At 63.5% G+C, this 12827-nt stretch carries 9 protein-coding genes; 3 read left to right on the forward strand and 6 right to left on the reverse strand.

Annotated features, from left to right (window positions below; genetic code table 11):
* Positions 1–185 precede the first annotated feature (185 nt).
* The 6 genes from F7R20_RS21145 to F7R20_RS21175 all read right to left on the reverse strand — a co-directional run bounded on the left by F7R20_RS21145 (position 186) and on the right by F7R20_RS21175 (position 7971).
* Positions 186–1052, reverse strand: coding sequence for a pirin family protein (locus tag F7R20_RS21145; protein WP_003203934.1), 867 nt, complete (start codon positions 1050–1052; stop codon positions 186–188).
* A gap of 168 nt (positions 1053–1220) precedes the next feature.
* Positions 1221–1835, reverse strand: coding sequence for a response regulator transcription factor (locus F7R20_RS21150; protein WP_003203935.1), 615 nt, complete (start codon positions 1833–1835; stop codon positions 1221–1223).
* 114 nt (positions 1836–1949) lie between these two features.
* Positions 1950–2384, reverse strand: a complete 435-nt coding sequence (locus tag F7R20_RS21155) for a response regulator (protein WP_003203937.1) — start codon at positions 2382–2384, stop codon at positions 1950–1952.
* 128 nt (positions 2385–2512) lie between these two features.
* Complete coding sequence (locus F7R20_RS21160) at positions 2513–5713, reverse strand: transporter substrate-binding domain-containing protein (protein WP_003203938.1); 3201 nt, start codon at positions 5711–5713, stop codon at positions 2513–2515.
* Between the two features lie 295 nt (positions 5714–6008).
* Positions 6009–7343 (reverse strand): lysine N(6)-hydroxylase/L-ornithine N(5)-oxygenase family protein, encoded by a 1335-nt coding sequence (locus F7R20_RS21170; protein ID WP_003203939.1) that lies wholly within the window; start codon positions 7341–7343, stop codon positions 6009–6011.
* A gap of 145 nt (positions 7344–7488) precedes the next feature.
* Positions 7489–7971 carry a sigma-70 family RNA polymerase sigma factor gene (locus F7R20_RS21175; RefSeq protein ID WP_003203940.1) on the reverse strand — a complete coding sequence of 161 codons (483 nt, stop codon included), beginning with the start codon at positions 7969–7971 and terminating at the stop codon, positions 7489–7491.
* Between the two features lie 316 nt (positions 7972–8287).
* Between F7R20_RS21175 and F7R20_RS21180 the strand changes: the two genes are divergently transcribed.
* The 3 genes from F7R20_RS21180 to F7R20_RS21190 are packed head-to-tail and all read left to right on the forward strand — an operon-like array spanning position 8288 to position 12812.
* Entirely contained in the window at positions 8288–9436 is a 1149-nt protein-coding gene (locus F7R20_RS21180; RefSeq protein WP_003203941.1) for an efflux RND transporter periplasmic adaptor subunit, read from the forward strand.
* The gene (locus F7R20_RS21185; protein WP_003203943.1) at positions 9437–11407 is read left to right on the forward strand and encodes a MacB family efflux pump subunit; all 1971 of its coding nucleotides are present in this window, start codon (positions 9437–9439) and stop codon (positions 11405–11407) included. It abuts the gene before it with no gap.
* A 10-nt stretch (positions 11408–11417) separates the two neighbouring features.
* Positions 11418–12812: an efflux transporter outer membrane subunit gene (locus F7R20_RS21190; protein ID WP_003203946.1), complete on the forward strand. Its 1395-nt coding sequence runs from the start codon at positions 11418–11420 to the stop codon at positions 12810–12812.
* Positions 12813–12827 lie beyond the last annotated feature (15 nt).

Consider the following 12827-nt stretch of genomic DNA (forward strand, 5'->3'; position numbering starts at 1 on the left):
TGGCGAAGATTGGCACAGAATGACCACGCTGTAGAGCTCCTCACAAAACTCCTGTGGGAGCGAGCTCGCTCGCGATTGCGGTGTATCAGCCAATGACTCATCGACTATCAGACTGCTATCGCGAGCAAGCTCGCTCCCACACAAGCTCGCTCCCACACTGGGTTCTGGGTGGCTGTTGTTTCGCCTCAATCCTCCATCCGGCCAAAACGCCCCGAGTGGAAATCGTTGAAGGCCTGGTGGATTTCCTGCTCGCTGTTCATCACGAACGGACCATGGCCGACGATGGGTTCGTCGATCGGCTCGCCACTGAGTAGCAGCACCACCGCGTCGTTATTGGCTTGCAGGCTCAATTGGTCGCCAGCCCGGTCGAACAGGGCCATCTGCCCGGCCTCGACCCGTTCGCGACCATTGGCCTGGACCGAGCCTCGCAAGACCACCAAGGCGGTGTTGTGGCCTTCGTGCAGGTCGAGAATGAGGTTTTTCCCGGCATTCAAGCGGATGTCCCAGACATCGATAGGCGTGAAGGTCCTGGCGGGGCCTTGATGCCCTTCGAAGCGCCCGGCGATCAGGCGCAGACTGCCGGCGTTGTCTTTCAGGGCGATGTTCGGAATGTCGCCCTTGAGGATCGTCTGGTAGCCGGCCGGGGCCATCTTGTCCTTGGCAGGCAGGTTGACCCACAACTGGACCATCTCCATGAACCCGCCCTGCCGGGCGAAGGCTTCGGAGTGGAACTCTTCGTGGATGATGCCGGACGCGGCGGTCATCCATTGCACGTCGCCGGGACCGATCTTGCCGCCGCTGCCGGTGGAATCACGGTGCTCCAGTTCGCCCTGGTAGACGATGGTCACGGTTTCGAAACCGCGATGCGGGTGCTGGCCGACGCCACGACGCTCGGTGGTGGGCGTGAATTCAGTCGGGGCGGCGTGGTCCAGCAGCAGGAACGGGCTGACGTGCTTGCCCAGGTTGTCATAGGAAAACAGCGTGCGAACCTGGAAGCCATCGCCGACCCAATGGGGCCGCGGACTGGTGTAGAGGCCGATGATGTTTTTCATGCTGTGTCTCCAAAAATCAGGCGCTGCGATTCAATGGACACAGCTTAGAACCGACACCTTTGCAGCACTAGACTGCAAAAACCGGCCTTAGCGTTCTATTTAGAGAACAGCGATCAAAAAACTGTGGGAGCGAGCAGGCTCGCTCCCACATTATTTGGTGTAACTCATTCAAAGGTGATTGCGCTTGGCAAACTCCGACAGCCCCACCAAGGATTTCAGGCCGAGCTTTTCCAACAGCCGAGTCTTGTAGGTGCTGACGGTTTTTGGGCTCAGGAACAGGCTTTCGGCGATGTCCTTGCCGCGCATGCCCATGGCCAGCATGCGCAGGATGGACAACTCGCGGGCGGAGAGGCTTTCCAGGGCCTGCTGTTCGCTGCGTTGCTGAAAATCCAGCCTGACGGACATTTGTGGAAAATAGGCATAACCGGATTTCAAGGCCTGGATGGCCTTGGTCAGTTCCTTGAGGTCGCTTTTCTTGGTCACAAAACCTCGGGCCCCGGCCGAGATGCAGCGGTTGCAGAAGTGCTGCGCATCCTGGGAAGTGAACACCAGCACGCTGCATTCAGGGAACTGGGCCATGATCCAGACCAGCAGGTCCAGGCCATCGAAACCGTTCATCACCAGGTCGAGGATCACCAGGTCCGGCGCGCACTCCTTGATGAGGGCCCTGGCATCAGCCGTGCCGCCGGCGTCCCGGATGTGGGTGAACGCCTCATTCTGGCAAATAAGCCGCAGCGCCCCTCGTATGACAGGGTGGTCATCCACGATCAACACGTCTTTCAAGGCAATTCCCCAGGTCATTACAAACGGCACCGGCGCCATGACTGCACCGGACTCTTGCACAAGCGCCAGGTCCTGCCACCTGTCAGATCCGACAGTGCAGACCAGCGGTCTTTCTCAGCGTCCACGGCCCTGCCTGAGGGCACGCGTCCACGGTTGCAACGACTCACTGGCTTGAGGGTCGACCCGCTCCATCAGGCGCCGCAGGGAGACAAGGTCAGGCAGTGGCGCCTGGCTCAGGTGCATGCTCGATCGGCGCGCGACAGGCACCGGCGACAGGCTGGCCGGTTGCGCGTTGTAAATCATCCCGTGACGAACCTGTGGGCTATAGATAACAAAATCGTGCAAGTCCAACGCCCCGCTTGCCAGCCCGGCATTGACGACAATCAGGTCGAAGGGCTCGCTGCCGTACTCCACCAGCGTCAGCAACTCTTGCACATGGCTCACGGGGACAATCCGGAAATAGCCCTGTTGATTGAACAGGCGCTCCAGCACGATTCGATGAGCATGGTGTGGGTCGGCAATCAAGATACGGAGTGCTTTGTTCGGCATGGCAAGCTTTCCAATAGCAACGCGCCAGGTAGAAACCGGCTCAAGAACATTAAGGGTCGTCAGGCTAGAGGAAGCTTTTGAAAGACGATGTAGGACTATTCCTAAAATGAAGCCAGACGAAGCCCTTGTTAGGTCTTCAGTTGTTCCGCCAGGTGCTCGATGGCTTGGCGAATATCTTCCACGGCTTGGGCGAGCAACAACGTGTCGTCGCCCCGACAAGCGTTTTCCAGCGCTTCGCAGGCGGCGATCAGGCGTTGCGCCTGAACGATCCGCGCTCCACCCTTGATCCGGTGCGCCAGGTCCGCCAGGCCCGGCAAGTCTTGTCGGCTGGACAGATGCAACAGTCGCGCTAGATCGTCGGCATTGCTGCTGACCAGTTCTTCCAGCAGTGCCCTGATGGCGGTCGTGTCGCCGCCGGTCAGTTGTTCCAGGCTGGTCAAATCGATGCCGTCGTCGGGCTGAGGCGCCCCCACGTCCGGCGTGACCGAAGCCAGGCACGCGTTGAGCGCCCGAAGACTGATGGGTTTGAACAGGCAATCGTCCATCCCGGCCTCGGCGCAGCGGTCCTTTTCCTCAGGTTGGGCATTGGCCGTGAACCCCAGGATCACCCCGGGCGAGAGGTTTTGCGCATGCTCTTCGTCGCGAATGGCCCGCGCCAGTTCATAGCCGCTCATCAAGGGCATGTTGCAATCAGTGATGACCACATCGAAGTGCTCGCTGCGCCAGGCGTGCAGACCTTCGACACCGTTCTGCGCTTCCTGGACACGATGGCCCAGGTAGCCCAGTTGCTGGGACAGCAACAAGCGATTGGCCGGGTAGTCGTCGACCACCAGGATACTCAGCGCCCGGCCCGGCACCAGCGCCTCGGCCTCGACAGGCGGCGCGGTCGGCAAGGCATCGAGCAGGGGCAGGTCCAGCAGGATCTCAACCTGCGTGCCCGCCCCCGCCGCGCTGCGCAACGTCAGGGTGCCGCCCATCATTTCGCACAACGTGCGGCTGATGACCAACCCCAGCCCGGAACCGCTGCGGGCCGACTGGGTCGTGTGGGTGGCCTGGGTAAAGGGGCTGAACAGGCGACGCTGGTCCTCAGGCGAAATCCCGCAGCCGGTGTCCTCGACTCGCAGGCAAATGCCCAGGCGCCCGTGTTCAACGTCCGGCTCGCCGCTCACACTCAGGCGCACCTCGCCCTGGTCGGTGAACTTGATGGCGTTGCTCAACAGGTTCGAGACGATCTGCTTGAAGCGCAACGGGTCGATCAACACGTCACGGTTGACCCCGGCGTCCAGCACCCGTTGCAAGCGCAGGTGTTTCTGCCGGGCCAGGCCCTCGAAAATCCGCGCCACCGACTCGGTCAATTCGTGCAGATTGGCCCGTTGCGGCGCCAGCGACAGCTTGCCCGACTCAATGCGAGCGATGTCGAGGATGTCGCCGATCAAGTCCAGCATGCCATGGGCGGCCCCCGACGCGACCTCGATGGCGAACCGGTCCACGACGCCTTGGTCGGCTTTTTTCAGGGCCAGTTCCAGCAGGCCGATCACCGCGTTCATCGGTGTGCGGATCTCATGGCTCATGGTCGCCACGAAGGTGGTCTTGGCCCGATTGGCGTCGTCGGCGCTTTCCTTGGCGACGCGCAATTGCTCCAGCAGGCGCCGCAAGTAAATGACCCAGCCCAAGGTCACCAGCAACAGCAGCGCAGCGACAGTGAACCCCTGGAGAATCGTGGTGCGGTTGCGCAGCCAGTAACTGTCGTCGATCACTACCTCACTGCGCCAGCGGTTGGTCAGCTCGTCCATCTCTTCGGGAGAAATGCTCAACAGCGCCTTGTCGAGAATCGAGTAAAGCTCCAATGCGCCCCGGTTCGTCGCCAACGCAACGCGCGCGGGCAAGGTGCCGACAGTACTGGTGACCTGCAGCTTGTCGCGATACTGGCGGGAGATCATGTAGCGGGCGCTGATCAACGGATTGACCGCAGCGTCCGCCGTGCCGGCGGCGACCATGGCCATGGCGTCGGCGGTGTTTTGTGCCGTCACCAACTGCACGCGGGGGAACTGCTCCAGCAGGAACTCGCGCAACACGCTGCCGCGCACCAGCGCCAGGCGCTTGCCAGCCATCTGGTCCAGGGTTAGCGGGCCCTTGGCCCGAGCGGGCACCACAAGCACGAACGGATTCGTCAGGTACGGTCGGGTAAAGCGCAACTCGTCTTCGAGTTCGGTGCTGGGTATGGCGGTCGCCAAGACATCGGCCTTGCCGCTCTTGATCTGGCCGATCAAATCGTCAACCGAGCCGCCACGCTGCACATCGAATTTCAAACCGGTGCGCAAGCTGATCCTCGCCAGCACATCGGCGCCGATACCGCGCAAATGGCCCTGTTCATCGAAGAACGTCAGCGGCAGGAAGTTTTCGTTGGCGGCGACTTTGATCCGTGGGTGGGCATCCAGCCAGCGCTGCTCCTTGACGCTGAAATGCAGTGCCTGCTGCCCTGGCAGGCTCACGCCGCCGGCACTCCAGCGCCGCAGGATGCTCATGTGTTCGCTGGCGGGAATGGCTTGCAGCGCGGCATTGATGATGCGCAACAGGCGCGCGTTGTCGCGACTGACCGCGAAGGCGAACGGCTGCACTTCCATGCGCGAGAAATCGGCCAGTTGAATATTGTTCAGGTAATTCTTGCTGATCAGGTAGTTGGAACTGATCGAATCCCCCAGATAAACGTCGGCCTGACCAAACGCCACGGCACCGATGGCGCTCAAGGTCGAGGGGAACAACCGCAAGGAAGCCTCGGGATAAAACGCCTCGACCGTCTCCGGCGGCAAGTAGTGATACAGCATCGCCACGCGCTTGCCCGCCAGGTCGGTGGGCAAGTCCTGGCTGTCGTCGATGCGGGCCACGAGGGTGGGCAGGTCATCGGCATAGGCCTGGGACATCGCCAGGTCCCGATCGGCGGCTTCGAAGCCGTTGGCGGTGCCGAGCATGTCGATCTCACCGCCGCGCAGGGCCTGGAGCGATTCGGCACGGGATGGATAGCGCTGGACCTGCACCTTGACGTGCAGGAGTTGCCCGAGCAATTGCGCATAGTCGGCGGTCAGGCCTTCATAGTCGCGACCATTGCCGGTGATGCTGAACGGCGCGTAGTCCGGCGCCGAGGCGCCCAGTTGCAACGGGCCCTTCTGGCGCAGCCAGGTCCAGTCGGCATCGTCCAGGGACACCGAATAATCGCTCACATTGGAGCGCCCGAGCACCTGCAGCGCCTCGGGGGCCGCGCCCACCGGTGGCACCACACTCAATGAGCCCAGCAACAGCGCCACCAGGCCTGTGCGAAGAAGCAGCATCATCTGGTCAGGGTGTTTCGCTTGGCGTAGTCGGCCCGGCGCACCGTCGACTGCACATTCAGTCAGGGTGGACCGGCTGAGGGGTTCAGACTGCCAATACGAGGGAACAGCGAACCGAGCCTTTCAAACAGCAGGAGGCTGTGAAGTGAGTGTAGGAAGTTTCTGAAGAATTTCCTGCGAGTGACCCAAGGCCAGGCCTATGACCTGTGGGAGCGAGCTTGCTCGCGATGGCGTCAGTTCAGCCAATATTGAAGTGACTGACACTACGCCTTCGCGAGCAAGCTCGCTCCCACAGGGCCTATACGGCGGCGAGCAACTGATCGCGCACCGGACGCGCCTGCCCGCGATTGTTCCCGTGCTCATACAGCGAGCCGGCGATTTCATCGGCGCGCACCGGCAGGATTGACAGCAAGGTGTCGCTCAGGCCATGGCTGGCCTGGCAGAAGCCCTGCATGTAGATCGCCGCCTTGCAGCGCTCGTCGGTGATCAGCTTGTAGTTGCGATCCACCTCGAAATCCCCCAGGTACTGAGCCAGCGGCTCCAGCAGGGTGCGGTGCATCTGCCGCTCGTAACCGGTGGCCAGCACCACGGCGTCATAGCGGCGCACGGTCAGTTCGCCGGTGGCGTTGTTGCGCACTGCCAGCTCCACGCCGGCGTCGGTGGCCGTGGCCTTCTCCACCGTCGTGAGAGTGCGGAACGCATGACGGGCGATGCCGGAGACTTTCTGGCGATAGAAAATCCCGTAGATGCGTTCGATCAGGTCGATGTCCACCACCGAATAGTTGGTGTTGTGGTACTCGTTGACCAGGCGCTCGCGCTCGCTGTGGGGTTGCTGGAACACCAGGTTGGTGAACTCCGGCGAGAACACTTCGTTGACGAACGGGCTGTCGTCCGCCGGCTTGAGGGCCGAGCCGCGCAGGATCATGTCGACCTGCACCGAAGGGAAGCTGTCGTTGAGGTCGATGAAGGCCTCCGCCGCGCTCTGCCCACCGCCGATGATCGCGATGTTCATCGGCTGGCCCTTCACGCACGGCTGGCTCGCCATACGCGCCAGGTACTGGGAATGGTGGAACACCCGCGCGTCGTCCTTGAACGCCTTGAATGCCTCGGGGATGCGCGCCGTGCCGCCGGCACTGACCACCAGCGCACGGCTGCTGCGGACCAATTCTTCGCCCTGGGCATTGCGGGAAATCACCCGCAGCGCCTCGACCTGCTGGTTGTGCAGCAGCGGTTCGATGCGCAGTACTTCTTCGCCATAGCGACTCTGCTCGGTGAAATGCCCGGCCACCCAGCGCAGGTAGTCATTGAACTCCATGCGGCACGGGTAGAAGGTGCCGAGGTTGATGAAGTCCACCAGGCGGCCATGGTGCTTGAGGTAATTGACGAACGAATACGGGCTGGTCGGGTTGCGCAGGGTCACCAGGTCCTTGAGAAAGGAAATCTGCAACTCGCTCTGGGTCACCAGGGTGTTGCCGTGCCAGCGGTAGTCGGCCTGCTTGTCGAGGAACAGCACGTCCAGCTCGCCCTGGACCGACCCGCGCTCCTGCAGCGCGATGGCCAGCGCCAGGTTCGAGGGGCCGAAACCGATGCCGATCAAGTCGTGAACGATGGGCGATGCAATTGCCTGTGTCATGTCCAGTGTCCTCTGGAAAAGCCCTCAACAGGGCGCGAAAAGCCTGGGGTGACCTGCCCAGCGTTTAGGGGGCCAACAAGTCGTGTGTTGAGAGGAACGAGGACAATGAAAAAAAATTTACCGCGAGGCGACCGGCGTGGGCAGATTAATGCGCGTCCCACTGCCGCACGCGAACGCGGCAGTGCTTCATGGCGTTGACGATGTGTTTTTCCACCAGTGCCCGGGAAATGCCCAGGCGCTCGGCGATTTGCGGGTGGGACAGGCCTTCGAGCTTGCGCAGCAGGAAGCTCTCGCGGCACAGCGGCGGCAGCTCGGCCAGGGCACGCTGGAGCATGTCCAGGCGCTGGCCGTGGTCGAGACTGGAATGGGGCGACGGGGTGAAGAAGCGCTCTTCGCTGTCCAGCACCTCCAGGGATTCGACCTGGCGCAGGGTATTGCGCCGATGCCCGTCGATCACCAGGTTCAATGCCGTGCGATAGAGGAACGCCCGGGGCTGTTCAATGGGGGTGTCGCTGGCGCGCTCCAGCACCCGTACATAGGCGTCATGCACCACATCCTCGGCCGCCTGGCGGTTGCCTAGCCTGGCGTTCAGGAAACACACCAGCTCGCGATAGTAGTTTTCCAACATGACTCCCGTGCGCAATGGCTGCGACCGCTATCCGTGCCCACTCGGCATGCCCGGGACAGGCAATGGCACGATGGTGGCAGATTCAATCGCGTAATTTATAGTAATTCTCATATAGATTTAAAGCTTTGGTTTGTATCCGGGCTGATTCATTCATTTGCAGTGGCGCCGAGAACCGCTGTTGTGGCGAGGGAGCTTGCTCCCGCTCCTACAAGTGTTTCACACCAGTAAATTCCCGCCCGGAACGCTCGTTTACCAGAACAGCCTCCCGTCCCTGCCCTTCCTGGGACGGGCCCGATATCACCGGCCGGAACCCCGCATGAAACGTCCCCGCCCTACCCGACGCGCCTGGCTTCTCACCTTCGCTCTGCTTCCGGCCGTGGCCTTCGCCGCGTGGCAAGCGGTCGCGCCAAGCCGGGCGCCCCTGGTCACCGCGCCCGTCACCCGTGGCGATATAGAAAACAGCGTCACCGCCCTGGGCACCCTGCAACCGCGGCGTTATGTCGACGTCGGCGCCCAGGCGTCCGGGCAGATCCAGAAGATTCATGTGGAAGCCGGCGACGAGGTGCGCGAAGGCCAGTTGCTGGTCGAAATCGACCCATCCACACAAAAAGCCCGGCTCGACGCCGGGCGTTTTTCCATCGAGAACCTCAAGGCCCAGCTCCAGGAACAGCGCGCCCAGCACGACCTGGCGCAGCAGAAATCCCGCCGCCAGCAGCAACTCAAGGCCGGCGGCGCCACCCGCGAGGAAGACGTGCAGACAGCCCAGGCCGAAGTGCGAGCGACCCAGGCACGCATCGACATGTTCCAGGCGCAGATCCGCCAGGCCCAGGCCAGCCTGCGCAGCGACGAGGCTGAATTGGGCTATACGCGCATCTATGCGCCGATGAGCGGCACCGTGGTCGCCGTCGGTGCCCGGGAAGGCCAGACCCTCAACGCCCAGCAGCAAACCCCGTTGATCCTGCGCATCGCGCGCCTGTCGCCGATGACCGTCTGGGCCGAAGTTTCGGAAGCCGACATCGGCCACGTCAAACCGGGCATGACCGCTTACTTCACCACCCTGGCCGGCGGCAGTCGGCGCTGGAGCAGCACCGTTCGCCAGATCCTCCCGGTGCCGCCACGTCCGCTGGAAGCCAGCCAGGGCGGCAGCCCCAGCGGTGGGCGCAGCGGCAGCGAACGGGTGGTGCTCTACACCGTGTTGCTCGACGTCGACAATGCCGACCGCGCGCTGATGACCGACATGACCGCCCAGGTGTTTTTTGTCGCCGCCCAAGCCAACGACGTGCTGACCGTGCCCATCACCGCCTTGCAGGACACCGGCCAGGTGCGGGTGCTGGCCGACAATGGCGATGTCCAGCCACGCACCGTTCGCACTGGCGTCAGCGATCGGCTGCGCACCGAAATTGTCGACGGCCTGAGCGAAGGCGACCGGGTGCTGATCGGCCCGGCTACCGGCAGCGGAGGCTGAATGAACACGCCCCTGATCGAACTGCGGAACATTCGCAAGGCCTACGGCGGTGGCGACAGCCCTCGGGTGGAGGTGCTGCGCGGCATCGACTTGGCCATTCACGCAGGGGAATTCCTGGCGATTGTCGGGGCGTCCGGCTCCGGCAAATCCACCTTGATGAACATCCTCGGCTGCCTCGACCGCCCCACCAGTGGCGAGTACCGTTTCGCCGGCGAAGACGTCGCCAATCTGGGCAACGATGAACTGGCCTGGTTGCGGCGCGAAGCGTTCGGTTTCGTGTTCCAGGGCTATCACCTGATCCCCTCTGGCACCGCCCAGGAAAACGTCGAGATGCCGGCCATCTACGCCGGCACCTCGGCCGCCGAGCGCCACGCCCGGGCCAGCGCCCTGCTCGATCGCCTGGGCCTGGCCAGCCGCACCGGCAACCGCCCCCATCAATTGTCCGGCGGCCAGCAGCAACGAGTGTCGATAGCCCGCGCCTTGATGAATGGCGGCCACATCATCCTCGCCGACGAACCCACCGGCGCCCTCGACAGCCAGAGCGGCATCGAAGTCATGGCCTTGCTCGACGAACTGGCGAGCCAGGGCCATGTGGTGATCCTGATCACCCACGACCGCGAAGTGGCGGCCCGGGCCAAGCGCATCATCGAGATCCGCGACGGACTGATCATCAGCGACAGCGCCAGCTCCTTGCCGAGCGAGGTGCCAGCCAACCCAAAGGCACTGCAAGCCGTGGACCTGCGCCAGCGCCTGAGTGCCGGCAGCGAACACAACGGCGCCTGGAAAGGTGAGCTGGTGGACGCGGTACAAGCGGCGTGGCGGGTCATGTGGATCAATCGCTTTCGCACCGCCCTGACGCTACTGGGCATCGTCATCGGCGTGGCCTCGGTGGTGGTCATGCTGGCCGTGGGCGAAGGCAGCAAGCGCCAGGTCATGGCCCAGATGGGCGCCTTCGGCTCGAACATCATCTACCTCAACGGCACCGCGCCAAACCCGCGCGCCGCCAAGGGCATCATCAGCGAATACGACCTGGCCGCCCTCGCCGCCCTGCCCGAGGTGCAACGGATCATGCCGGTCAACGGTGCCAACGCCAGCGTGCGTTTCGGCAACCTCGACCACACCAGCTATGTCGGCGGCAACGACACCAATTTCCCGACCATCTTCAATTGGCCGGTGGCCGAGGGCAGCTACTTCAGCGAAGCCGACGAACGCAGCGCCGCGGCAGTGGCGGTGATCGGCCACAGGGTCCGGCAGAAACTGCTCAAGGATGTCGCCGATCCCATCGGCCGCTACATCCTGATCGAGAACGTGCCGTTCCAAGTGGTCGGCGTACTGGCCGAAAAAGGCGCCAGCTCCGGGGACTCCGACGCCGACAACCGTGTGGCGGTGCCCTACTCCGCCGCCAGCGTGCGGCTGTTCGGCACGCGTCATCCCGAGTACGTGGTGATCGCCGCCAAGGACGCGGGTAAGGTCCAGCAGGCCGAGCAAGCCGTCTCGCGGACGCTGTTGCGCCTGCACGACGGCAAGCAGGATTTCGAACTGACCAACAACGCCGCGATGATCCAGGCCGAGGCGCGCACCCAGGGCACGCTGTCGCTGATGCTCGGCGCCATCGCCGCGATTTCACTGTTGGTGGGTGGCATCGGCGTAATGAACATCATGCTCATGACCGTGCGCGAACGCACCCGCGAGATCGGCATCCGCATGGCTACCGGCGCCCGGCAGCGCGACATCCTGCGCCAATTTCTCACCGAAGCGGTGATGCTCTCGGTGGTCGGCGGGCTCGCCGGTATCGGCCTGGCCCTGCTGGTGGGCGGCGCGTTGCTGCTGGGCAATATCGCCGTGGCCTTCGAATGGCTGGCGGTGTTCGGCGCCTTCGGCTGCGCCCTGGTCACCGGCGTTGTCTTCGGTTTCATGCCGGCCCGCAAGGCCGCCCGCCTCGACCCGGTCGCGGCCCTCACCAGTGAATGAACCCCACGCTATGAAAGTCCACCTGACCCTCCTGGCCGCCAGTCTTTTACTGGTGGCCTGCGGCACCCCTTTGTCGGCACCAGACAGCGGCCTCCAACCGCCACCGGCCTGGCAGAACCTCGATACGCCCGGCGCACGAGCGGATAACCAGCAATGGTGGACGCACTTCGGTAGCCCGCAATTGAACCGCTTGATCGAGCAAGCGCGCCTGGACAGCCACGACCTCGCCGCTGCCATGGCTCGGGTGCGCCAGGCCGAGGCCAGCGCGGTGATCGCCGGCGCGCCGTTGCTGCCAGCGGTCACGGCCGGGCTCAACGGCAATCGCCAGCAATTGTTGCGCGGCAAGGGCTACAGCCAGCTGGATGTGGATCGGAACAACCGCACCATCGATTACTACGACGCCAACCTCAGTGCCACTTATGAGCTGGATTTCTGGGGCGGCAAACGGGCGGCCCGGGACAGTGCGTTGAAGACGTTGTCGGCCAGCCAGTTCGACCGCGCGACGGTGGAGTTGACCCTGCTCAGCGGCGTCGCCAACAACTACACCCAGGCCTTGTCCCTGCGCGAGCAACAGCGCATCGCCGAACAGAACCTGGGCAACGCCCAACGCGTACTCGATCTGGTGCAGACCCGCTACGACGCCGGCAGCGCCACGGCCCTGGAACTGTCCCAGCAAAAAAGCCTGGTGGCGGCCCAGCAACGCCGCTTGCCCCAGGTGCAGCAACAGGCCCGCGAAGCCTTGATTACCCTGGCGACGCTGCTGGGGCAACCGGTGCAGTCGGTCACACTCGACGACGACAGTTTCGACCGCCTGCACTGGCCGGCCATCGACGCTGGCGTGCCCAGCCAATTGCTGAGCCGCCGCCCGGACATCGCCGCCGCCGAAGCCCGCCTCGCCGCCGCCCAGGCCGACATCACCGTCGCCCGCGCCGCCATGCTGCCCAGCGTGACCCTGGGCCTGAGCCTCGCCACCGGCGCCGACATCGCCGACCAGTTGCTGCGCAACAACGTCTACAACCTCGGCGCCGGCCTGGCCGCGCCGATATTCAACAATGGCCGCCTGAAGGCCGAACGAGACAGGACCATCGCGCGCCAGGAGGAACTGCTGGACCTCTACCGCGCCGCCATCATCAACGGCTTCGCCGACGTCGAAAAAGCCCTGAACGGCATCAACGGCCTGGACCGCCAACGGCAGTGGCAAAGCGAAGAACTGCACCAGGCCCAGACCGCCTTCGACATCGCCCAACGCCGCTACCAGGCCGGCGCCGAAGACCTGCTTACCGTACTGGAAACCCAACGCACCCTCTTCGCCGCCCAGGACATGAACGTGCAATTGCGATTGGCGCGGGTGCAGGCGAGCGTGGCGTTGTACAAGGCGTTGGGTGGGGGTTGGCAGGTCATGTAGGCCTTTACATTTCGA

This window comes from Pseudomonas brassicacearum subsp. brassicacearum (assembly GCF_008801605.1).
Taxonomy (GTDB): domain Bacteria; phylum Pseudomonadota; class Gammaproteobacteria; order Pseudomonadales; family Pseudomonadaceae; genus Aquipseudomonas; species Aquipseudomonas brassicacearum.

What these genes read in the sequence shown, in the direction of transcription:
- F7R20_RS21160 (WP_003203938.1), bottom strand. Translation starts at nt 5,713, where the DNA reads ATGATGCTGCTTCTTCGCACAGGCCTGGTGGCGCTGTTGCTGGGCTCA.
- F7R20_RS21175 (WP_003203940.1), bottom strand. Translation starts at nt 7,971, where the DNA reads ATGTTGGAAAACTACTATCGCGAGCTGGTGTGTTTCCTGAACGCCAGG.
- F7R20_RS21170 (WP_003203939.1), bottom strand. Translation starts at nt 7,343, where the DNA reads ATGACACAGGCAATTGCATCGCCCATCGTTCACGACTTGATCGGCATC.
- F7R20_RS21155 (WP_003203937.1), bottom strand. Translation starts at nt 2,384, where the DNA reads ATGCCGAACAAAGCACTCCGTATCTTGATTGCCGACCCACACCATGCT.
- F7R20_RS21145 (WP_003203934.1), bottom strand. Translation starts at nt 1,052, where the DNA reads ATGAAAAACATCATCGGCCTCTACACCAGTCCGCGGCCCCATTGGGTC.
- F7R20_RS21180 (WP_003203941.1), top strand. Translation starts at nt 8,288, where the DNA reads ATGAAACGTCCCCGCCCTACCCGACGCGCCTGGCTTCTCACCTTCGCT.
- F7R20_RS21190 (WP_003203946.1), top strand. Translation starts at nt 11,418, where the DNA reads ATGAAAGTCCACCTGACCCTCCTGGCCGCCAGTCTTTTACTGGTGGCC.
- F7R20_RS21185 (WP_003203943.1), top strand. Translation starts at nt 9,437, where the DNA reads ATGAACACGCCCCTGATCGAACTGCGGAACATTCGCAAGGCCTACGGC.